This window comes from Pseudomonas lundensis (assembly GCF_001042985.1).
Taxonomy (GTDB): domain Bacteria; phylum Pseudomonadota; class Gammaproteobacteria; order Pseudomonadales; family Pseudomonadaceae; genus Aquipseudomonas; species Aquipseudomonas lundensis.
On sequence record NZ_JYKY01000017.1, the window covers coordinates 23573 to 46984 of the forward strand.

General features: G+C 58.9%; 17 protein-coding genes. 6 read left to right on the forward strand and 11 right to left on the reverse strand.

What is annotated here, in order from left to right; all coding sequences use genetic code 11:
* Positions 1 to 86 precede the first annotated feature (86 nt).
* Positions 87 to 3536: a transcription-repair coupling factor gene (mfd, locus tag TU74_RS14480; protein ID WP_048376911.1), complete on the forward strand. Its 3450-nt coding sequence runs from the start codon at positions 87 to 89 to the stop codon at positions 3534 to 3536.
* 24 nt (positions 3537 to 3560) lie between these two features.
* Positions 3561 to 6263 carry a DEAD/DEAH box helicase gene (locus tag TU74_RS14485; RefSeq protein WP_048376912.1) on the forward strand — a complete coding sequence of 901 codons (2703 nt, stop codon included), beginning with the start codon at positions 3561 to 3563 and terminating at the stop codon, positions 6261 to 6263.
* Between the two features lie 66 nt (positions 6264 to 6329).
* Here TU74_RS14485 and TU74_RS14490 read toward each other — a convergent pair whose 3' ends face one another.
* The 3 genes from TU74_RS14490 to TU74_RS14500 form a co-directional block, all read right to left on the reverse strand.
* Positions 6330 to 7067 (reverse strand): S-methyl-5'-thioinosine phosphorylase, encoded by a 738-nt coding sequence (locus TU74_RS14490; protein WP_048376913.1) that lies wholly within the window; start codon positions 7065 to 7067, stop codon positions 6330 to 6332.
* Positions 7068 to 7079: 12 nt separating this feature from the next.
* On the reverse strand, positions 7080 to 8090 hold the full coding sequence (gene nagZ / locus TU74_RS14495) for a beta-N-acetylhexosaminidase (RefSeq protein ID WP_048376914.1): 1011 nt from the start codon (positions 8088 to 8090) through the stop codon (positions 7080 to 7082).
* A 169-nt stretch (positions 8091 to 8259) separates the two neighbouring features.
* Complete coding sequence (locus TU74_RS14500; RefSeq protein ID WP_048376915.1) at positions 8260 to 8967, reverse strand: TetR/AcrR family transcriptional regulator; 708 nt, start codon at positions 8965 to 8967, stop codon at positions 8260 to 8262.
* Positions 8968 to 9226: 259 nt separating this feature from the next.
* Here TU74_RS14500 and lexA point away from each other — a divergent pair, with 259 nt between their 5' ends.
* Together lexA and sulA are read left to right on the forward strand one after the other, a co-directional pair.
* A complete protein-coding gene (gene lexA / locus TU74_RS14505; protein ID WP_047274037.1) occupies positions 9227 to 9835 on the forward strand; it encodes a transcriptional repressor LexA in 609 nt (202 codons plus the stop codon).
* A gap of 12 nt (positions 9836 to 9847) precedes the next feature.
* Complete coding sequence (gene sulA, locus TU74_RS14510) at positions 9848 to 10321, forward strand: SOS-induced cell division inhibitor SulA (protein WP_047274035.1); 474 nt, start codon at positions 9848 to 9850, stop codon at positions 10319 to 10321.
* Between the two features lie 64 nt (positions 10322 to 10385).
* On the opposite strand, the gene TU74_RS14515 is transcribed toward sulA, so the two are convergent.
* From TU74_RS14515 to TU74_RS14545, 7 genes are all read right to left on the reverse strand, one after another.
* Positions 10386 to 10622, reverse strand: a complete 237-nt coding sequence (locus TU74_RS14515; RefSeq protein ID WP_047275661.1) for a hypothetical protein — start codon at positions 10620 to 10622, stop codon at positions 10386 to 10388.
* 118 nt (positions 10623 to 10740) lie between these two features.
* Positions 10741 to 11262, reverse strand: a complete 522-nt coding sequence (locus tag TU74_RS14520) for a DUF6586 family protein (protein ID WP_047293080.1) — start codon at positions 11260 to 11262, stop codon at positions 10741 to 10743.
* Positions 11263 to 11531: 269 nt separating this feature from the next.
* Entirely contained in the window at positions 11532 to 14159 is a 2628-nt protein-coding gene (gene topA / locus TU74_RS14525) for a type I DNA topoisomerase (RefSeq protein ID WP_048376916.1), read from the reverse strand.
* A 114-nt stretch (positions 14160 to 14273) separates the two neighbouring features.
* The gene (locus TU74_RS14530) at positions 14274 to 14510 is read right to left on the reverse strand and encodes a DUF1653 domain-containing protein (RefSeq protein WP_048376917.1); all 237 of its coding nucleotides are present in this window, start codon (positions 14508 to 14510) and stop codon (positions 14274 to 14276) included.
* A 107-nt stretch (positions 14511 to 14617) separates the two neighbouring features.
* Positions 14618 to 15793 carry an acetyl-CoA C-acyltransferase FadA gene (gene fadA, locus TU74_RS14535; protein WP_047274026.1) on the reverse strand — a complete coding sequence of 392 codons (1176 nt, stop codon included), beginning with the start codon at positions 15791 to 15793 and terminating at the stop codon, positions 14618 to 14620.
* Positions 15794 to 15820: 27 nt separating this feature from the next.
* A complete protein-coding gene (fadB, locus tag TU74_RS14540) occupies positions 15821 to 17968 on the reverse strand; it encodes a fatty acid oxidation complex subunit alpha FadB (RefSeq protein WP_047274025.1) in 2148 nt (715 codons plus the stop codon).
* Positions 17969 to 18269: 301 nt separating this feature from the next.
* Positions 18270 to 18707, reverse strand: coding sequence for a hypothetical protein (locus TU74_RS14545; protein WP_047274023.1), 438 nt, complete (start codon positions 18705 to 18707; stop codon positions 18270 to 18272).
* A 106-nt stretch (positions 18708 to 18813) separates the two neighbouring features.
* On the opposite strand from TU74_RS14545, the gene TU74_RS14550 reads away from it, so the two are divergent.
* Positions 18814 to 19266: a universal stress protein gene (locus TU74_RS14550; protein ID WP_047275652.1), complete on the forward strand. Its 453-nt coding sequence runs from the start codon at positions 18814 to 18816 to the stop codon at positions 19264 to 19266.
* Between the two features lie 73 nt (positions 19267 to 19339).
* Here the strand turns inward: TU74_RS14550 and TU74_RS14555 are convergent, their stop codons facing one another.
* Positions 19340 to 21253: an ATP-binding cassette domain-containing protein gene (locus TU74_RS14555; protein ID WP_048376947.1), complete on the reverse strand. Its 1914-nt coding sequence runs from the start codon at positions 21251 to 21253 to the stop codon at positions 19340 to 19342.
* A 216-nt stretch (positions 21254 to 21469) separates the two neighbouring features.
* Here TU74_RS14555 and TU74_RS14560 point away from each other — a divergent pair, with 216 nt between their 5' ends.
* Positions 21470 to 23398, forward strand: coding sequence for a transglycosylase SLT domain-containing protein (locus TU74_RS14560; RefSeq protein ID WP_047274019.1), 1929 nt, complete (start codon positions 21470 to 21472; stop codon positions 23396 to 23398).
* Positions 23399 to 23412: the final 14 nt, after the last annotated feature.

Consider the following 23412-nt stretch of genomic DNA (forward strand, 5'->3'; position numbering starts at 1 on the left):
GCGCCATTAAAGACGGCGACTGACAGCCAACCCCCAGGCCCGTTACAATCGGCCTCTTTGCCGCAACGCTTGGAGCTCAACCTTCCGTGCCCGTCCTGCGACTACCCAAACTTCCTGCTACGGCAGGCAAACAGCACTGGGGCAACCTGCCCGGTGCCGCCCTGAGCCTCGCCATTGCCGAGGCCGCCAGCGCCGCCAAGCGCTTCACCCTGCTCCTGACCGCCGACAGCCAAAGCGCCGAACGCCTTGAGCAGGAGTTGAGGTTCTTTGCACCCGAGCTGCCCGTCTTGCATTTCCCGGACTGGGAAACCCTGCCCTACGACCTGTTTTCGCCGCATCAGGACATCATTTCCCAGCGCATCGCCAGCCTGTACCGGTTGCCCGAGCTGGATCATGGCGTTTTGGTAGTGCCGATCACCACGGCCCTACACCGCCTGGCACCGACCAAGTTTCTGCTCGGCAGCAGCCTGGTGCTGGACATCGGCCAAAAACTGGATGTAGAGCAGATGCGCACCCGCCTGGAGGCCAGCGGTTATCGCTGTGTCGACACGGTGTACGAGCACGGCGAGTTCGCCGTACGCGGCGCTTTGATCGATTTGTTCCCCATGGGCAGCAAGCTGCCTTACCGGATCGACCTGTTCGACGACGAAATCGAAACCCTGCGCACCTTCGACCCGGAGAATCAGCGCTCCATCGACAAAGTCGATTCGGTTCGCTTGCTTCCCGCACGGGAATTCCCCCTGCAGAAGGATGCCGTGACACGCTTCAAGGCACGGTTCCGCGAACGGTTCGACGTCGACTTTCGACGCTGCCCGATCTTTCAGGATTTGAGCAGCGGGATTACGCCAGCAGGTATCGAGTACTACCTGCCGCTGTTCTTCGACGAAACCTCCACCCTGTTCGATTACCTGCCCGGCGACACCCAGGTGTTCTCGTTGCCCGGCATCGAACAGGCCGCCGAGAACTTCTGGTCCGACGTGCGCAACCGCTACGAAGAACGCCGGGTTGACCCCTCCCGTCCTTTATTGCCGCCCGCCGAACTGTTCCTGCCGGTCGAAGACTGCTTCGCCCGCCTGAAAAGCTGGCCGCGGGTGGTCGCCAGTCAGGATGACCTGGACACCGGCAGCAGCCGCGAACGCTTCCCGGCGCAGCCATTGCCCAATCTTGCGATCGAGGCCAAGGCCAATCAGCCGCTGGCCGCCCTCTCGGGGTTTCTTGAGCAATTTGAAGGCCGCGTGCTGTTTACCGCCGAGTCCGCCGGTCGCCGCGAAGTCTTGCTGGAGCTGCTTGAGCGATTGAAGCTGCGCCCCAAAACCGTCGACAGCTGGCCGGACTTCGTGTCCAGCAAGCATCACCTGGCTATCACCATTGCCCCGCTCGATGAAGGCTTGTTACTGGACGATCCGGCGCTGGCCCTGATCGCCGAGAGCCCGCTGTTCGGTCAGCGAGTGATGCAGCGCCGACGCCGTGAAAAACGCGCCGACGCCAACAATGACGCCGTAATCAAAAACCTGACCGAGCTGCGCGAAGGTGCGCCGGTGGTGCACATCGACCACGGTGTTGGCCGCTATCAAGGCCTGGCTACCCTGGAAGTCGACAATCAGGTGGCTGAATTCCTGACCCTCGAATACGCCGAAGGCGCCAAGCTCTATGTGCCCGTGGCCAACCTTCACCTCATTGCCCGCTACACCGGCAGCGATGACGAGCTGGCGCCCCTGCACCGCCTGGGCTCCGAAACCTGGCAAAAGGCCAAACGCAAAGCGGCCGAACAGGTTCGCGATGTGGCTGCCGAACTGCTCGACATTTATGCCCGTCGCGCCGCCCGCGAAGGTTACGCGTTCGACGACCCAAAAGCCGACTACGCAACCTTCAGCGCGGGCTTCCCGTTTGAAGAGACCCCGGATCAGCAGACCGCCATCGAAGCGGTGCGCGCCGACATGCTCGCGCCCAAGCCCATGGATCGCCTGGTGTGCGGTGATGTGGGCTTCGGCAAGACCGAGGTGGCCATGCGCGCGGCGTTCATCGCCGTGCATGGCGGGCGACAGGTCGCCATTCTGGTTCCCACTACCCTGCTGGCACAGCAACATTACAACAGCTTCCGCGACCGATTCGCCGACTGGCCAGTGCGGGTAGAAGTCATGAGCCGCTTCAAATCGGCCAAAGAGATCAATGCGGCGGTCGCCGATCTGGCCGAGGGCAAGATCGACATCGTGATTGGCACCCACAAACTGTTGCAAGACGACGTCAAAATCAAAAACCTCGGGCTGGTCATCATCGATGAAGAACACCGGTTCGGCGTGCGCCAGAAAGAACAGCTCAAGGCCCTGCGCAGCGAAGTCGACATTCTGACCCTCACTGCCACGCCAATCCCGCGCACGCTGAACATGGCGGTTTCGGGCATGCGCGACTTGTCGATCATCGCCACACCGCCCGCCCGCCGCCTGTCGGTGCGCACCTTCGTCATGGAGCAGAACAACAGCACGGTCAAAGAAGCCCTGCTGCGTGAACTGCTGCGTGGCGGGCAGGTTTACTACCTGCACAACGATGTGAAGACCATTGAGAAATGCGCGGCCGATCTGGCCGAGCTCGTCCCCGAAGCCCGTATCGGGATTGGCCACGGCCAGATGCGCGAGCGCGAACTCGAACAAGTGATGAGCGACTTCTATCACAAGCGCTTCAACGTGCTGATCGCCTCGACCATCATCGAGACCGGTATCGACGTGCCGAGCGCGAACACCATCATCATCGAACGCGCCGACAAGTTCGGCCTGGCGCAATTGCACCAGTTGCGCGGCCGCGTGGGCCGCAGTCACCACCAGGCCTACGCCTACCTGCTGACGCCTCCACGCCAGCAAATCACCGGGGACGCGCAAAAGCGCCTGGAGGCCATCGCCAATACCCAAGATTTGGGTGCAGGCTTTGTACTGGCCACCAACGACCTGGAAATCCGTGGCGCCGGCGAGCTTCTGGGCGACGGCCAAAGTGGCCAGATCCAGGCCGTGGGTTTCACCCTGTACATGGAAATGCTCGAACGCGCCGTCAAGTCGATCCGCAAGGGCGAACAACCGAACCTCGACCAGCCGTTGGGCGGTGGCCCGGAGATCAACCTGCGGGTGCCCGCGCTGATTCCCGAGTCGTACCTGCCGGATGTGCATGCGCGACTGATTCTGTACAAGCGCATCGCCTCAGCGACCGACGAAGAAGGCTTGAAGGACTTGCAGGTCGAGATGATCGACCGCTTCGGCCTGCTGCCGGAACCGACCAAAAACCTGGTGCGCATTACCTTGCTCAAGCTGCACGCCGAACAACTGGGCATCAAAAAAGTCGATGCCGGGCCGCAAGGCGGGCGCATCGAGTTTGCCGCGGACACCCCGGTCGATCCGCTGGTACTGATCAAACTGATTCAGGGCCAGCCCAATCGCTACAAGTTTGAAGGCGCGACGCTGTTCAAGTTCATGGTGCCCATGGAACGCCCGGATGAGCGCTTCAATACCATCGAGGCGCTGTTTGAGCGCCTGACACCGAAGCCTTCTTGATGGGGCCCGCACAATGAAGTCCCCATGCCCCTGAACCCGACACCCCGACTGACCAAACCGCTGGCGTCAACGTGGGTCAGTCGGTTCAAAGAGCAAACCCTTGAGCGCGGCCGTCGCTACGCCAGGGAAAATCGCGTCAGAATCGCCCGGATCGGTGACAGCCAGATCACGTCCAGCTGTCAGGGTTCAGGCGAAAACCCCTACCGTCAAACCATTGAGTTGCGCGAGTCTGCCAAAGGCTCGTTGCTGCTGGTGGGCGCGACGTGCACCTGCCCTGTACGCACCCACTGCAAGCACATCGCGGCCGTACTACTGAAGATTGAAGACACTTTGAATTACCCTGCTGCTGCCCAGGACGCCGAGCTTCTGGAAAAACTGCAAGCGGTGCTCGACGCGCGCCGTCCTGCCAACCTGCCCGAACAACTGATCGATGATGTGCAACCGGTGCCGCGCTTGTGGCTGGCCAGTGCCGAGTTCAGTGCGTTCGAGCCGCGCAACGGCAAAATGCAGCGTTACATCCAGCACCGCGCGGCGCTGTCTTTCAACTACCGGGAGCATTACGTCTCGGGGCAGAAAAACGCCGACGTGCTGATTCGCCAGGATGACCACGTGTTGCGCATCAAGCGCCACCCCGAAACCGAAAACGCCTACCGCGAGCAACTGCGTGCCCTGGGATTCAAAATCGCTACCCGCCAGAGCAAAGCCCTGCCTGAAAGTGCCGGCGAACTGTTTGAAATGGTCAACGACAGTGCCTGGCTGAATTTCACCCTCAACCAGATGAACCGCTTGCGAGACCAGGGCTGGGAGTTACAGATCGACGAGCATTTCGGCTTTGACCTGAGCCCTGTCGAAGACTGGTATGCCAACGTCGATGAAGCGCCGGAACGTGACTGGTTCGACCTGGAACTGGGGATCATCGTCAATGGCCAACGCCTGAGTTTGCTGCCCATCTTGCTGAACCTGATGCGCTCGCACACCGAGATCCTCAGCCCCGAAAAACTGGCCAAACGCCGTGACGATGAACTGATTCTGGTGAACATCCCGGCCATTCCCAACAGCACCCACGTGCCGTTGCAAGTGGCCTTGCCCTACGGCCGCCTGAAACCCGTGCTGGCCACCCTGGGTGAGTTTTACCTGGGCGAACCGGGCGCCACGACCTTGCGCATCAAGAGCGCTGACGCGCCACGGCTCAATGCCCTGGACGCTATCCCCCTGCGCTGGGAGGGCGGTGAACAGATTCGCGGGTTCGCCCAACGCTTGCGCGACATCAAGGATTTCAGCGTGGCGCCGCCACAGGGGCTCAATGCCACGTTGCGCCCCTATCAGCTTGAAGGCTTGAGCTGGATGCAGTCATTGCGCCAGCTTGAAGTGGGCGGGATTCTGGCGGATGACATGGGGCTGGGCAAAACCCTGCAAACCCTGGCGCACATTCTGTGCGAAAAAAACGCTGGCAGACTGGACCGCCCGGCCATGGTGGTGATGCCCACCAGCCTGATTCCGAACTGGATGGACGAAGCCGCGCACTTCACCCCGCAGCTCAAGGTGCTGGCACTGTATGGGGCCAGTCGCAAAAAACACTACGAACACCTCACCGAATACGACCTGATCCTGACCACCTATGCCTTGCTGCCCAAAGACATTGAGCGGTTGGCCAAGGTGCCGCTGCACATTCTGATTCTCGACGAAGCGCAGTACATCAAAAACCCGAACAGCAAAGCCTCACAGGCCGCGCGCGAACTGTCGGCACGCCAGCGCCTGTGCCTGAGCGGAACGCCGCTGGAGAACCATCTGGGGGAACTGTGGGCGCTGTTTCACTTTTTGCTGCCCGGGTGGCTGGGGGACGTCAAAACCTTCAACCGCGACTATCGGGTGCCGATCGAGCGCCAAGGCAACGATGAGCGCCTGCAACACTTGAACGCACGTATCAAACCGTTTCTGCTGCGCCGCACCAAAGAGCAGGTCGCCACCGAGCTGCCACCCAAGACCGAGATCATCCACTGGGTGGATCTGAACGAAGCGCAGCGGGACGTTTACGAAACCATGCGCCTGGCGATGGACAAGAAAGTGCGCGATGAAATCACCCGCAAAGGCGTCGGGCGCAGCCAGATCATCATTCTTGAAGCGCTGCTCAAGCTGCGCCAGGTGTGCTGCGACTTGCGGCTTGTGAGCGATAACCCGCCGAAAAAAGGCAGCACGTCGGGCAAGCTCGACAGCTTGATGGTGATGCTTGAAGCCTTGTTCGCCGAGGGCCGACGCATTCTTCTGTTTTCGCAATTCACCTCAATGCTCGGGCTCATCGAAGCTGAATTGAAGAAGCGCAACATTGCCTACGCACTGCTCACGGGGCAAACGCGGGACCGGCGCACCCCCGTCAAAGACTTCCAGAGCGGCAAACTGCAGATCTTCCTGATCAGCCTCAAGGCCGGTGGCGTGGGTTTAAACCTGACCGAAGCGGACACCGTGATTCACTACGACCCGTGGTGGAATCCGGCCGCCGAGAACCAGGCCACCGACCGTGCCTACCGCATAGGGCAAGAAAAACCGGTATTTGTGTACAAGATGATTGCCCGCGGCACCGTGGAAGAGAAAATCCAGCACTTGCAGCAGGAAAAATCAGATCTGGCCGCAGGGGTTCTGGACGGCCGTAGTGCGGGAGACTGGAAGTTGCAGGACGACGACATTGAGGCGCTGTTCGCGCCCCTGCCACCCAAAACCGAAAAGCGTTAATCCCGATCCTGTAGCCGCTGACCAGCAGCGCCAGGCTTCGTCTGGCGGCTACAGCAGGTAAAGGGCTTACCCTGCCAGCACACGTGCCAACGTCGATTTGACCTTGCCCATGCCGTCGCGCAGGGCTTGTTCGATTTCGGCCATGGTAATGATTGCCGTGGACTTGCCCGCTGCCGGGTTCACCACCAACGCCAGACAGGCATAGTCCAGTTCCAGCTCACGGGCCAGTGCCGCCTCGGGCATTCCGGTCATGCCGACAATGTCGCAGCCGTCACGCTCAAGGCGAGCAATTTCAGCCACTGTTTCAAGGCGTGGTCCTTGGGTCGCCGCATACACACCATGGGAGCTGTAGGAACACCCCTCGGCAGCCAATGCGCCAATCAACTGCTCGCGCAGGGATTCGGTGTAGGGATGGCTGAAGTCAATGTGCGTGACATGCTCCAGATCCCCCGCAAAAAACGTGTGCTCCCGGCCACTGGTGTAATCGATCAATTGGTGCGGTACGCAGAAATGCCCGGTGCCCATGGCCATATGGATGCCGCCTACGGCATTGACCGCCAAAATCGCCTGAGCACCTGCCTGTTTCAGCGCCCAAATGTTGGCGCGGTAGTTCACCTGATGGGGCGGGACCCGATGCGGGTGTCCGTGGCGCGCCAAAAACAACACTTCACGCCCGGCGAACTCGCCGACCTGAATGTCGGCCGAGGTCGGGCCATACGGTGTATCCAGCGCCAGCGAGCGCGTAATGGTCAAGCCTTCAAGCTGGGTCAGGCCCGTGCCACCCATAATTGCGTAAACCGTCATTGAAGCGATCCCTTAATCAATCAACTGAGCATCTTTGAGCGCACCGATCGCCACCTGCCAACGCGGATCCTGGCGGTAGTCGGTGCTGGCGAAGGCCTGACTGCGCATGCGTGCAATGCGGGCTGAAGGCGTGACCTTCAGGCGCTGGGCCGCCGTGAGGGCCAGCTCCGCCGCCGCGCGGTCATTGCACACCAGGCCCATGTCGCAGCCGGCCGTCAAGGCCGCTTCGATGCGACTGGCCGCGTCACCCACGACATGGGCGCCGGCCATCGACAGGTCATCACTGAAAATGACGCCATCAAACCCCAGCTCACCGCGCAGAATGTCCTGCAACCAGCGACGGGAAAAGCCAGCGGGCTGGCTGTCGACCTTGGGATAAATCACATGGGCAGGCATGACGGCCGCCAACTGCTGACTCAGACGCGCGAACGGCACCAGATCGTGGCTGCGAATCTGTTCAAGGCTGCGCTCATCGACGGGAATGGCCACGTGGGAATCAGCTTCAGCCCACCCATGCCCCGGAAAATGCTTACCCGTGGCGGCCATTCCAGCGTCATTCATCCCGCGGATGAACGCACCAGCCAGGGTTGCAGCCCGCTGCGGATCGCCCTCAAATGAGCGGCTACCGACCACGGCGCTGCGCTGGTAGTCGAGATCCAGCACGGGCGCGAAACTCAAGTCCAGACCCACTGCCAAGACCTCAGTCGTCATGATCCAGCCACATTGCTCGGCAAGGTACTCGGCATTGGGGTTATCAGCGATGGCACGCATGGCGGGCAAGCGGACGAACCCCTGGCGCAGGCGTTGAACCCGCCCGCCCTCCTGATCCACCGCCAGCAGCAGGTCGGGGCGAATGGCGCGAATCGAAGCGCACAGTTCACGCACCTGACGCGGGTGCTCAATATTTCGCGCAAAAATAATCAGGCCGCCCACTTCAGGCTGGCGTAGCAGGTGTCGATCGTCAGCCGTCAGCCAGGTGCCGGCGACGTCCACCATCAAGGAGCCTTGCAAGGCAGAACTCATGGGTAATCCTTAAAAGAAAGTGCGCGTGCTCCCCGGCCCCGAATGCAGGCAGCGGCGTGCGCGCCTGCGGTGTGGGCAGCAGCCGTGAAGTGGGGACAGGGAAGCAAGGCGGGAATGAGCATGGCGGCAAGCTTAGCGGAACTGCGCAGCCACGCCCACCCGCGTCAGGTCAAAGCTTGGGGCTGGCCTGAGACGTTTTGTTGCGCGGGCGCATTTGTGCCGCCGCCATCGCAGGATCGACCACGCCGCTTTCGGCACGCATGCCCGCGGCCAGAAAAGGCACCATCAAACGCATGACTTGCTCGATCGAGGTGTTAACCCCGAAATCGGTTTCGGCAATTGCGCGCAGCGCCTTGATTCCGGACATGCTGAACGCAGCCGCCCCCAGCATGAAGTGCACGCGCCAGAACAGTTCAATCGGCGGGATTTGCGGCGCAGCTTCATTGACCAGCAGCATGTAACGGCGAAACACCTTGCCATACATGTCTTCAAGATAGCGGCGCAAATGCCCCTGGCTCTGACTGAACGCCAACCCCAGCAATCGCATAAAGATGGACAGGTCATTGCCGCTGCGCGGCTGAATCACCAACGCTTGCTCCACCAGCATTTCCAGCAGATCTTCAAGCTCGGGACGGCTGTCCGGCCTGGCCTGACGCCGCTCCAGCTCACGGTCGAGGTTGGCGCAGAAAGGCCCGAGAAAGCGCGAAAAGACAGCCTGGATCAGCGCTTTTTTAGACCCGAAATGGTAATTCACAGCCGCCAGGTTGACCCCGGCTTTGCTGGTGATCAGCCGCAATGAAGTCTCGGCAAAACCTTTTTCCGCGAACAGCTGCTCAGCAGCATCAAGGATACGTTCAACGGTTTCCGACTGGGCCATGTCTACTCCGGCTGACAAACACTTAAACAGTTGTTTGAAACATACGTTTCAGTTTGTAAAAAGTCAAGGTGGGCATTCTTTTTGCGACCGGCCAGTCCGGCATTTAACCACAGCCTCGGAGGACGCGGTCTGTGCTGATAAAGTAGCCGCCTCACTGCTCATCGACGACCGTCCAGCGGACGGTTAAAAATGGAGCATTGCCAATGAGCCTTCACTGTATATAATCCCAGTCACTGTATAAAAAGACAGAGCGATCATCATGCTAAAACTGACGCCACGCCAAGCTGAGATCCTGGCCTTTATCAAACGCTGCCTGGATGACAACGGCTACCCGCCCACCCGTGCTGAAATCGCACAGGAGCTGGGCTTCAAGTCACCCAATGCCGCCGAAGAACACCTCAAAGCCCTGGCCCGCAAGGGCGCCATCGAAATGACGCCGGGCGCCTCCCGCGGCATCCGGATCCCCGGTTTCGAGGCCAGTGCCGACGAGTCCACCCTGCCCATCATCGGTCGAGTGGCTGCTGGCGCTCCCATACTGGCGCAGGAACACGTTGAAGAGTCCTGCAACATCAACCCGACCTTCTTCCACCCGCGCGCCGACTACCTGTTGCGCGTCCAGGGCATGAGCATGAAGGACGTTGGCATCTTTGATGGCGACCTGCTTGCCGTCCACACGTGCCGCGAGGCAAGAAACGGGCAAATCGTGGTAGCCCGTATTGATGACGAAGTAACGGTCAAACGATTCAAGCGAGAAGGCAGCAAAGTCTGGCTTATCGCCGAGAACCCCGATTTCGCGCCGATTGAGGTCAACCTCAAAGAGCAGGAACTGGTTATCGAAGGCCTGAGTGTCGGCGTTATTCGCCGTTAATAAGGAGGCGTCATGCAGTTCCCGCACACATCGCTACCCGCACAACTTCCTTTATTCGAGGCATTCATGGCTCAACCCATGCCCGCCACGATCAAGACTGTGCTTGATTCACCCTGGCGCGCAGAACCTGAAGTTTTCAGTGAACTGTCGCTACGCGGCGCTGCCGAGAACTGCTTGAGCCTGCTGGCCCCCATGCTTCGCGAACTCAGCGAGCAACAAGATGAGCGCTGGCTGACACTGATCGCTCCACCCGCCAGCCTGACGCAAAGCTGGCTGCGCGATGCTGGCCTGAACCGCGAACGCATTTTGCTGCTCCAGCCCAACGGCAACAAGAGCGCTTTGCAATTGACCTGTGAAGCGCTGCGCCTAGGCCGCAGCCACACGGTGGTGAGCTGGATAAACCCGCTCAACAGCACCGCACGTCAACAATTGATTGGCGCAGCCCTGATGGGTCAAGGGCAAAGCCTGAATATTCGATTGGGCTAAACAGCCCAGCACGGGGCTTCTATAGAACACAGAAGCCAGCCGTTGAACGGTTCACCCAAAACACTCAGTGAAGGATGCGCGGTCCTTCATCCTCTTTTTCAAGCTCGCCCTCGGCCAGCCGCCCCGCCATTTGCACACCAACACTCAACATGGCTTTTGCCACTTCAACATGCTGCCCCTGAAGAAAGGCCTTGGCGTCTTCAGAGAAGTTCAGCGTCACCAAAGACCCCTCGTCCTCAGCCCGGCGCAATTCGATACGGCCGTCAGGCAATTCGACAATTTCTAGAAAGGACGTTGGCATAAAAGTTGGTTCTCCACGAAAGCGCGGGATTATATCAGTCATCCCTCAGGAATTTGCCACGTTCTATGGCGCTTTAATGACGTCCTGATGAATGACCGTACAGTTTCGAACCCGACTTTTAGCACTCATTGAGTCCATCGCGAAAGCGCAGGGCCATTTTCTTAAGGCTTTGACGCCATTGCTCAAGGGTTTCGTGGCTGAGTGTTTCCTGCACGTCATCTTCCAGACTGACCACGTCAATCAAGGGTTGAAACACATCGACCTTGACCTTTTTAGGCGCCTGCAAGGGTTGATACAGGGCTGCATGCGCGGCCACTAACTGCGCCAGCCAAGTGCCCGGAGCCCGCGCCAGCTCCACCATTTCGGCCAGTTCTGGAATAGCGTTGGCGTCCAATACGTCTTGCGTCAGCAACAACTCCACACGATTAGCGTGAGCCTGCGGCAACCGATAGAAACCCGCAATTTCATGACACAAACCCAGCAGCGCGCCATACAAGTGAAACACTGCCGACTCACACTCTGCCTGTCGCAATGCTTGCGCATTCATGGCCCCGCCGTGTGATGCCTTATTCATGGCTTCCAGCGCCAAGCCCGCAAAATAAATTTTCTGATTGGTGCGGGTATAGAGTTCGTGAGCCATACAGGCGCTCCACAGCAAAAGGGTTAGGGCAGGTCGAGCAGTCTCAAGGAAATGAGGTGACAGGCGCAAGGGGCTTCACTCTTCTCGCCCTGAATCTGCGGCAACCGGACTGTTGCCTCTATAGCCTTTGACGCCTAGCGGGGCGTCCAGCGACGAAGTCGTCGCACGAAAGCATCAGTCTCCTGCCTGGTCGAGACCTCAACCACAGGTCAAAAAAAACCGCGCGGGGCATGCAGCCCTCGCGCGGTTTTTAGCCGTTCAGCAACGGATCAAGCGTCTTTGTCTTTGCGCTTGTCTTCAACTTTCCAGCTGGAACCGTCGTAGAACGCGCGCCAGCCTGTCGGCTTGCCGTCCACTTCAGTTTGCACGTATTGCTCCTTGGTCTTACGGCTGTAACGGATCACAGCAGGTCGACCCTCCGGGTCTTTCTTCGGCGCTTCACACAAGAAGTGGTACTTCGGATCGATTTCATCCTTATGCGCAATGATTTCAATCACCAGCGGTGCGCGGGTCTCACGGTTTTTCGGGAACTGGCTAGCTGCCAGGAACAGCCCCGACGCACCATCACGCAGAATGTAGGTGTCGTTGACCTTCTCGCACTTGAGCTCCGGCATTTTCACCGGGTCCATTTTCGGCGGGGCCGCTTCACCGCTTTTCAGCAGCTTGCGTGTGTTTTTACATTCCGCATTGGTGCAGCCGAAGAACTTGCCGAACCGGCCGGTCTTGAGCTGCATCTCGCTGCCGCACTTGTCACATTCCAGGCTCGGGCCTTCATACCCTTTGATGCGGTAGCTGCCTTCTTCGATTTCGTAGCCAGCGCAATCCGGGTTGTTACCACAGATGTGCAGCTTGTGCTTCTCATCCAGCAGGTAAGCATCCATCGCGGTGCTGCAAATCGGGCAACGGTGCTTGCCCAGCAAAACCCGCGACTCAGACTCACCCTCATCGTCCGCTGCGATCTCGTCGCCCGGCACCAGGTTGACGGTGGCCTTGCAACGCTCTTTGGGCGGCAGGCTATAGCCCGAGCAACCAAGGAATACACCGGTCGATGCCGTACGGATCTGCATCGGGCGCCCGCATTCCTTGCACGCAATATCAGTCATCACCGGCTGGTTGGCACGCATGCCACTGTCCGGGTCCGCCGCCACTTCAAGTTTTTTCTTGAAGCTGCCGTAGAACTCGTCCAGCACGTTCTTCCAGTCACGCTCGCCGTGCGCCACGTCATCGAGGTTTTCTTCCATTCCGGCGGTGAAGCCGTAGTCCATCAGGTCGGAGAAACTCTCGGACAAACGCTCGGTAACGATGTCGCCCATTTTTTCGGAGTAGAAACGGCGGTTGTGCAAGGCCACATAGCCGCGATCCTGAATGGTCGAAATGATGGCTGCATAGGTCGATGGACGACCAATGCCACGCTTTTCCATCTCTTTGACCAGGCTGGCTTCGGAGTAACGTGCCGGTGGCTTGGTGAAGTGCTGGGTCGGATCAAGGTTGATCAGTTTCAACACATCGCCCTGAGCCATGTCCGGCAACACATCGTCGTCGCCCGGCTTGGCAATTTGCGGCATGACCCGGGTGTAACCGTCGAACTTGAGGATGCGGCCTTTGGCGCGCAGCTCAAAATCACCGGCCGCCACACTCACGGTGGTGGACAAATATTTGGCCGGCAGCATCTGGCACGCCACAAACTGGCGCCAGATCAGCTCGTAAAGGCGCTCAGCGTCGCGCTCCATGCCCGACAGCTTGCTCGGGTGCATGTTCACGTCTGAAGGACGAATCGCTTCGTGAGCCTCTTGTGCGCCTTCCTTGCTGCTGTAGACGTTAGGCGCTGGCGGCAGATACGACGCGCCGAACTCACCTTCAATGTAGGTGCGGGCCATTTCAACCGCATCCACCGACAGGTTGGTGGAGTCGGTACGCATATAGGTGATGTAGCCCGCTTCGTACAAGCGTTGAGCCATCATCATGGTCTTCTTCACCCCGAAGCCCAAGCGATTGCTCGCAGCCTGTTGCAAGGTGGAGGTGATGAACGGTGCCGACGGCTTGCTGCTGGTCGGTTTGTCTTCACGCTTGGCGATGGTGTAGCTGGATGCCTTGAGCTTCTCCAGCGCTGCCATGGCCTGGGCTTCATTCAGCGGCTTGAAGGCCTCGCCTTTTTCGCGGGCCACATCGAAGCGCACTTTTGCGCCTTTGGCCGTGCCCAGGTCCGCATGAACTTCCCAATATTCTTCAGGGTTGAATGCCCGAATTTCGCGCTCACGCTCAACCACCAGCTTGACGGCCACCGATTGCACACGACCTGCCGACAAACCACGGGCAATTTTTGCCCACAGCAACGGCGAAACCATGTAGCCCACCACGCGATCGAGGAAACGGCGCGCTTGCTGGGCATTGACGCGGTTGATGTCCAGCTCGCCCGGCTTGGAGAACGCTTCCTGAATGGCTTTTTTGGTGATTTCGTTGAACACCACGCGCTTGTAGCGACTGTCATCCCCACCGATGGCTTCGCGCAGGTGCCATGCAATGGCCTCCCCCTCGCGATCCAAGTCGGTTGCGAGATAGATGGTGTCAGCATCCTTGGCGAGCCGGCGCAGCTCTTCGATGACCTTTTCCTTGCCGGGAAGGATCTCGTACTTGGCTTTCCAGCCGTGCTCCGGATCGACGCCCATGCGCGAGATCAGCTGCTTTTGAGCTTTCTCTTTCGGCGACAAAGCAGGCGCTTCGCCCGCTGCGGCCTTGCCACGCTTGGCAGCCGGTTCTTTGCTGGCGCTAGCCGAACCGCTGGTGGGCAGGTCTCGGATATGGCCGATACTCGACTTCACCACGTACTCGTTACCCAAGTACTTGTTGATGGTCTTGGCCTTAGCCGGGGATTCCACAATGACCAGCGATTTGCCCATGGATCAGAAAATTCCTGAATTCTAGAAGTGAAAGGCGGTTCGCGCCTGACGCGGCACCGCTATATATAGTGGCAACAAGGTGAGGTCAAGCGCAGGGTGCTGCGCGACGCCCGCTTATGGCCGGGAAAAAAGACTGGGTTCGGCCTGAATCAGTGCAAAGCGCGGTACTTGCTCGCCATCCACTTCGACCGTTTCCAAAAACATGCTCAATGGGCGCACCCAAAAACCGAAATCCCCATACAGGGCTTGGTAGAACACCACTTCCTCTTCGGTTTCAGAATGGCGAGCCACGTTGAATACCCGATATTGCGGCCCTTTGTAATGCTGATAGAGGCCCGGTTGTAGCGGCATGTTGCGACACCTTCTTTACAAATAAAAAAAATTAAAGCCCATGACGATTAAAAAGTCATAAAAACAAAAACCGGGGCACTTGGCCCCGGCTTCTGTCAACGCAACGCTTAGACGCGTTCGAAGACAGTTGCAATGCCCTGGCCAAGACCAATGCACATGGTGGACAACCCGAAGGTGCCGCCATTTTGTTTCATGACATTGAGCAAGGTGCCGGAGATACGCGCACCCGAGCATCCAAATGGATGACCCAGAGCAATGGCGCCGCCGTGCAGGTTAACCTTCTCATTCATCTTGTCGAGCACTTTCAAATCTTTCAGCACCGGAAGCGCCTGTGCAGCGAACGCTTCGTTGAGTTCGATGAAGTCAATATCGGCCATGCTCAAGCCCGCGCGCTTCAAGGCTTTCTGCGTCGCCGGAACCGGACCATAACCCATAATTGCAGGGTCTACACCTGCAACAGCCATCGAACGAATCACAGCCAGAGGCTCCAGACCCAGGTCTTTTGCACGCTGAGCGGACATCACGATCATGCACGATGCACCATCAGTGATTTGCGACGACGTACCGGCGGTTACCGTGCCGCCTTTAGGGTTAAACGCAGGTTTCAACGCCGCCAGGCTTTCCATTGTCGTTTCCGGACGAATGGTCTCATCGTAGTCGAACGTTTTCAGGAAGCCATTTTCGTCATATCCCTGCATCGGGATGATTTCGTCTTTGAACTTGCCTTCAATCGTCGCCTTGTGGGCCAACTGGTGCGAACGAACGCCGAAAGCATCCTGTTGTTCACGCGTAATACCGTGCATCTTGCCCAGCATTTCAGCGGTCAGGCCCATCATGCCCGACGCCTTGGCCGCATACAGCGACATGTGCGGGTTAGGGTCGACGCCATGCATCATGCTCACATGACCCATATGCTCGACGCCGCCCACCACGAATACGTCACCGTTGCCGGTCATGATCGCTTGCGCAGCGGTGTGCAACGCGCTCATGGATGAACCGCACAGGCGGCTCACGGTCTGGGCTGCTGAGGTGTGCGGGATCTGGGTCATCAACGACGCCATGCGCGCGATGTTCCAGCCCTGCTCCAGGGTCTGGTTAACACAACCCCAAATCACATCTTCCACTTCGTTCGGGTCAACCTTGCTGTTGCGCTCCAGCACTTTGCTGATCAGGTGCGCAGACATGTCTTCAGCACGGGTGTTGCGGTGCATGCCACCCTTGGAGCGGCCCATCGGGGTGCGACCGAAGTCTACAATCACCACGTCTCTAGGATTCAAGCTCATAATTTCACTCTCACTCTAATGGGGCGCTTAACCGAAGAAGCTCTGGCCGTTTTTGGCCATTTCACGCAGCTTCGCCGTCGGGTGGTACAGCGCGCCCAGTTCAGCGTACTGATCAGCCAGGGCCACGAACTCTGCAACACCGACCGAGTCGATGTAGCGCAGAGCGCCGCCACGGAATGGAGGGAAACCGATGCCGTACACCAGGCCCATGTCGGCCTCGGCGGCGGTTTCAACGATGCCGTCTTCCAGGCAACGCACGGTTTCAAGGCACAGCGGGATCATCATCCAGTTGATGATGTCTTCGTCGGTGACGTCACGCTGCTCGTAAACGATCGGCTTGAGCACCTCAAGCACGCTTGAGTCGACGACTTTCTTCTGCTTGCCGCGCTTGTCCGCCTCGTAAGCGTAGAAACCCTTGCCGTTTTTCTGACCCAGACGCTTGGCTTCGTACAGCGCATCGATCGCTGAACGACGGTCATCTTTCATGCGGTCCGGGAAACCTTCCGCCATCACGTCGCGACCATGGTGGCCAGTGTCGATGCCGACCACGTCCATCAGGTACGCCGGGCCCATTGGCCAGCCGAATTTTTCCATGACCTTGTCAATGCGCACGAAGTCGACGCCAGCGCTGACCAACTTGGCAAAACCGCCGAAGTACGGGAACAGCACACGGTTGACCAGGAAGCCCGGGCAGTCGTTGACGACGATCGGGTTTTTACCCATTTTCTTGGCGTAGGCAACCGTGGTGGCCACAGCCAGGTCACTGGATTTCTCGCCACGAATCACTTCAACCAGCGGCATCATGTGCACCGGATTGAAGAAGTGCATGCCGACGAAGTTTTCCGGACGCTTGAGGGCTTTTGCCAACAGGCTGATGGAAATGGTCGAGGTGTTCGACGCCAGAATGGCATCTTCCTTGACGTGGTCTTCAACTTCAGCGAGTACCGCCTGCTTGACCTTCGGGTTTTCAACGACCGCTTCGACCACCAGGTCCACGTGACCGAAATCACCGTAGGACAAAGTAGGACGAATACCATTGAGCACTTCAGCCATTTTGGCGGGGGTCATACGACCTTTATCAACGCGCCCCACCAGCAACTTGGCGGCTTCAGCCAGACCCTGCTCGATGCCGTGCTCGTTGATGTCTTTCATCAGGATCGGCGTGCCTTTGGAGGCCGACTGATAGGCAATACCGCCCCCCATGATGCCCGCGCCCAGAACGGCAGCCTGCTTCACGTCTTTGGCGATCTTGTCGTGGATCTTGGCTTTTTTCTTCAGTTCCTGATCGTTCAGGAACAACCCGATCAGGCATTGCGAGGCAGAGGTCTTGGCCAGCTTGGCAAAACCTGCCGCCTCCACTTCCAGTGCTTTATCGCGACCGAAGTTCGCAGCCTTTTGGATGGTTTTGATCGCTTCAACCGGCGCCGGGTAGTTCGGACCGGCTTGACCGGCCACGAAACCTTTGGCGGTTTCGAATGCCATCATTTGTTCGATGGCGTTCAGCTTGAGCTTCTCAAGTTTTGGCTGACGCTTGGCCTTGTAGTCCAGCTCGCCGCTAATGGCACGCTTGATCAGGTCCAAGGCTGCAGCGCCCAGCTTGTCGGCCGTCACTACAGCGTCAACGGCGCTGACTTTCAGCGCATCTTCAGCACGGTTTTCTTTGCCGGAGGCGATCCACTCAACAGCGTTGTCCACACCAATCAGGCGCGGCAGGCGGACCGTGCCGCCAAAGCCCGGATAGATGCCGAGCTTGACTTCGGGCAGACCGATTTTGGCGCTGTCGGCCATGACACGGAAATCCGCCGCCAGGCACATTTCCAGACCACCGCCCAGTGCAATTCCGTTGATGGCTGCTACGGTTGGGACATTGAGGTCTTCGAAGTCACTGAAGATCTTGTTGGCTTCGAGGTTGCCAGCAATCAGCTCGGCATCCGGCAACTTGAAGTTTTCGACGAATTCGGTGATGTCCGCGCCGACGATGAAAACGTCTTTGCCGCTGGAAACAATAACGCCCTTGACCGAAGCATCTGCCTTGATCGCATCGACTGCCTGACGCAATTCGTTCAGGGTTAGACGGTTGAACTTGTTGACGGACTCACCCTTGAGGTCGAACTTCAGTTCGACGATGCCACTTTCAAGAGCCGTAACCGTGATGGCTTTACCTTCGTAAATCATCAACTGATCTCCAGGATATGGAAGCTGAACAGTACACGTCGGACGCTAGCGTCTGGCTGGCAATGACGACACCGTCAATGCTAACGCCAATCCACCAGGCACACCCGCCAACGCGATATTCGGGGTTATGCGAACGCTGCCTGCACGGCAAACACTCGATTCATACGCCCGTTTGATTTGGGTGTCACACCTTCACGGAAAAGCGTGCGCTTGTCAATTGTCCGAAACAACGATGACAAAACGACCCATCAGTCAGTTCTTGCTCGCCTGCGCACGCCGCCGCGAGACGGTGGCAGCCCGCTCACGCGAGGGCTTTGAGGACTTCATCGATCGCCACCAGGACCTGCGATTCGCCTTTCTCGCCCCAGTACAGTGCGATCATCTGCTTGCCTGCTTCCACTTTGTATACGTTCGCCGGCAGCTTGCGAAACTGCGCCAACAAGCGCTCATCGGTGCAGACTTCACGCCATTGATTGACCCATATTCCCGGCGCGGATTGCCAATAACACCACACCTGCGGGTCGTTGCCGCGCCGCGGACGATGAAACTGCGCACATGAGCCGGGCGGCTCCGGCTCCAGCCAATGCGGCCATTCCTGAGGCGTCAATTGCATGGCCAAACCCATCCGCCGTGCTTCCATGCGCAGCGCCATACGCCCGCTTTGACGACGCGAAGGACGCAGCCAGGCAAGCGGACTCAAAATCAGCGCCAGGATTGACACCACTATCCATACCGTCATATGTGTACTCTCACTGCCTTCAAATTAATGCATTGACCCTGACTTGAACCAAGGCTCTGCAAAAGAGCCATACTCACGCCCATGACCGTTTACAGGAGCGCCTCACATGTCCACACCCAAACCCTACACGCATATTTTGGTTGCCGTAGACCTGACCGAAGAGTGCGACCCGGTGATTTATCGCGCCAGCGCCAGCGCAGAAGCCAATGGCGCCACGCTGTCTTTGATCCACATCGTCGAACCCATGGCCATGGCCTTTGGCGGGGATGTGCCGATGGACCTGTCACAGTTGCAACAACAACAGTTTGATCAGGCCAAAGAGCGCCTTGATCGGCTGATCGATATCTATCCGCAACTCACAAAAGAAAATTGCAAGCTGGCCTATGGCCAACCCCGACAAGAAATTCACAGTTTTGCCAAGGAGCATCACTGCGACCTGATCGTCGTCGGCAGCCACGGCCGCCACGGCCTTGCCCTGCTATTGGGCTCCACCGCCAACGACGTGCTGCATGGCGCGCCTTGCGACGTACTGGCGGTCAGCCTCAAAAAGCCCGACTGAGCCCCCCCGCGAGCAAAAAAGCCCGACCTTTTGATTAAAAAGGCCGGGCTTTTTCAGTTCAGCGACAGCTCAATCAGGCATCCAGCTCAGCCCAACGCTCCACCAGTTGCTCAAGTTCCGCTTGCAACGCTTCAAGCTTGGCAATCACTTCAGCCGTTTGTGCAGCAGGACGCTGATAGAAGCCCGCGTCAGCCATTTCAGCTTCGACTGCGGCAATCGCCTGCTCCTTGGCATCAATCTCGCCCGGGAGCGCTTCCAGTTCGCGCTGCAGCTTGTAGCTCAGCTTCTTTTTTGCCGCAACAGGTGCCGCCGGCGCTTGCGCGGGAGCTGCTGTGACCACGGCCGAGGTGAGGTCCGCCTTGCCGGATTTGCTTTCAGTCACGCCGAGCAAGCGCGGCGAGCCGCCCTGGCGCAGCCAGTCCTGATAACCGCCCACGTATTCACGCACCTTGCCTTCGCCTTCAAAGACCAACGTGCTGGTGACCACGTTGTCGAGAAATGCCCGGTCGTGACTGACCATCAATACGGTGCCCTTGAAGGTCAGCAAGACCTCTTCAAGCAGTTCGAGGGTTTCGACGTCGAGGTCGTTGGTCGGTTCGTCGAGGACCAGCAGGTTGGCAGGCTTGCTGAACAACTTGGCCAGCAGCAAGCGCGCACGCTCGCCCCCTGACAGCGCCTTGACCGGCGTGCGGGCACGCTGCGGGCTGAACAGGAAATCACCCAGGTAGCTGAGGACGTGGCGGCTTTGGCCATCGATATCGATAAAGTCACGGCCTTCAGCCACGTTATCGATAACGGTTTTTTCCAGGTCCAACTGATGACGCAACTGGTCGAAGTACGCCACGTCGATGCGCGTCCCCTCTTCCACCTTGCCGTTGGTAGGCTGCAAACCGCCCAGCATCAACTTGAGCAGGGTCGTTTTGCCCGTACCGTTGGCGCCCAGCAGACCGATACGGTCGCCGCGCTGCAACACCATCGAGAAGTCCTTGATCAGGAACGGACCTTCCGGGTGCGCGAAGCTGACGTTTTCCAGCACCATCACTTGCTTGCCGGACTTGTCAGCGGTGTCGAGCTGGATATTGGCTTTGCCGGTGCGCTCACGGCGCTCGCTGCGTTCAACACGCAGGGCCTTGAGCGCACGCACACGGCCTTCGTTACGGGTGCGACGCGCCTTGATGCCCTGGCGAATCCACACTTCTTCCTGGGCCAGGCGCTTGTCGAACAGCGCGTTCGCGGTTTCTTCCGCTGCCAGGCTGGCTTCCTTATGGACCAGGAAACTGGCGTAGTCGCCGTTCCAGTCAATCAGGCCGCCACGGTCCAGCTCCAGAATCCGGGTCGCCAGATTTTGCAGGAATGAACGGTCGTGGGTAATGAACAGCACGGCCCCCTGGAAGTCCTTGAGGGCTTCTTCGAGCCAGGCGATTGCACCGATGTCCAGGTGGTTGGTCGGTTCGTCGAGCAGCAGCAGGTCCGGCTCGGACACCAGCGCTTGCGCCAACAGAACACGACGACGCCAGCCGCCGGACAATTCGGCCAGGGTTTTGTCCGCCGGCAATTGCAAGCGGCTCAGGGTGCTGTCGACCAGTTGCTGCAAGCGCCAGCCGTCACGGGCTTCGAGGTCTTGCTGGACGTGCATCAACTTGTCCAGATCGGCGTCGGTGACGATGTTCTGGCTGAGGTGGTGGTACTGAGCCAGCAGCTCGCCCACACCGTCGAGGCCTTCGGCCACCACGTCGAACACCGTCCGTCCGTCGGCAACCGGCAACTCTTGCGGCAATTCGCCAATCTTGAGGCCGGGTGCGCGCCAGACAGAGCCGTCGTCGGGCTTTTGATCACCTTTTACCAGCTTCATCATGCTGGACTTGCCGGTGCCGTTGCGGCCGATGATGCACACCCGCTCTCCACGGGCGATCTGCCAGGACACCTTGTCCAACAACGGCGTAGAGCCGAAAGCAAGGGACACATCGCTGAATTTGAGCAGGGTCATGAGCTTCTCCAAAAACTGGGCGCGCATTCTACCTGATTTGCGCCTTCAGGCGGCCGGCTATTTATTGTTGGCCCTGCGCTTGCCTCCATTCAGTCGCAAGTTTCACCGCTGGGCCTGCAAGGCGTTCACGCGCTGCTGGCAAAAGGCTAAGCTACGACTCAATCAGTGCCGGGCTCCCCCTGCACACACCGCGTTTTTCATCTGTACGGAAGCCCCATGCGCAGTCGTCTCTTCAACTTTTTATCCTGCCTGCTTCTCACCAGTTGCGCCGTGCAAGCCGCACAGGCCGCAGACCTGACCCAACAACGCCAACTGTACGACGAGGCCAAACGCGCCTTGGCCAAAGGCGATTCCGGCCCCTACTTCCGAAATGCCGATGCCCTGCGCAGCTACCCGCTGACGCCGTATCTGGCCTACGACGAACTCACCGCCCGCCTGAAAAGCGCCAGCAACGCTGAAATCGAGCAGTTTTTGGCGGCGCATGGCGACCTGCCGCAAGCCAACTGGATGAAACTGCGCTGGTTGCGCTGGCTGGCTGATCGCGGCGACTGGGCGACCTTTGCCAAGTATTACGACCCCAAGCTCAACTTTACCGAGCTGGACTGCCTGAACGGCCAGTACCAACTGGCGCACAACCAAAAAGCCGAAGGTTACGCCAGCGCGGAAAAACTCTGGCTGGTGGGCAAAGCACAACCGGCGGCGTGCGACGCCCTGTTCAGCCAGTGGGCCGCCGACGGCCAACTGACCGAACAAAAACGCTGGCAGCGGGTAAAGCTGGCGGCTGAAGCCCGCAATTACGGCCTGGCCACCACCCTGGCTAACGGCCTCAACACGCTAGGCCCACAAGCCAAAGTGATGATTGAAGTGGCGCAAAAGCCCGATCTGCTCAGCCAACCATCGCGCTTTCTGCCAGCCAGTGAGGCCATGTCTGACGCCGTAGGCCTGGGCTTGCGACGTTTAGCGCGACAGGACCCTGAGAAAGCGGCAGCACTGCTCGACACCTACGCCACCAACATGCATTTCTCACGGGATGAAAAGGTCGCCATCGCCCGTGAGATTGGTCTGACGTTTGCCCGCCGCTATGACAGCCGCGGCTTGGACATCATGACCAAATATGACCCCGAGCTGCGCGACAACACCGTCACCGAATGGCGCTTGCGCCTGCTGTTGCGCCTGGCACGCTGGGAAGATGCCTATCAACTGACCCGCCAATTGCCGCAGGATCTGGCCACCAGCAACCGCTGGCGCTACTGGCAGGCGCGCAGCCTGGAGCTGGCCGAACCGAAAAATCCGCAAGCGCAAGTGCTGTTCAAAAATGTGGCCCGCGAACGTGATTTCTACGGCTTCCTGGCAGCCGATCGGGCGCAGACCCCTTATCAGCTCAACAACAAACCGCTGGTGCTCAGCCCGCAACTGATTAACAAAGTGCGCAACACCCCCGGCGTACAGCGCGCACTGGAATTTCATGACCGCGGGCAAATCGTCGATGGCCGCCGTGAGTGGTATCACGTCAGCCGCCACTTCAATCGCGACGAAATGGTGGCGCAAGCCAAATTGGCCTACGACCGCAAATGGTATTTCCCGGCCATTCGCACCATCAGTCAGGCGCAGTATTGGGACGATCTGGACATCCGCTTCCCAATGGCGCACCGCGACACCCTGGTGCGCGAGGCCAAGGTGCGCGGCTTGCATTCCAGTTGGGTATTCGCCATCACCCGTCAGGAAAGTGCCTTTATGGATGACGCGCGTTCCGGCGTGGGCGCGAGCGGCTTGATGCAATTGATGCCAGCCACAGCCAAAGAAACCGCCAGAAAATTCAGCATTCCGCTGGCATCGCCCCAACAAGTGTTGAACCCGGACAAGAACATCCAGCTGGGCGCCGCCTACCTGAGTCAGGTGCATGGCCAGTTCAACGGCAACCGGGTATTGGCTTCAGCGGCGTATAACGCAGGGCCGGGCCGTGTTCGCCAATGGCTGCGGGGCGCCAACCACCTGGGCTTCGACGTGTGGATTGAAAGTATTCCCTTCGACGAAACCCGCCAGTACGTGCAGAACGTGTTGTCGTACTCGGTGATCTACGGTCAGAAACTCAACGTGCCCCAGCCTCTGGTGGACTGGCATGAGCGGTATTTTGACGATCAGTGACCGCGGGTAATCCC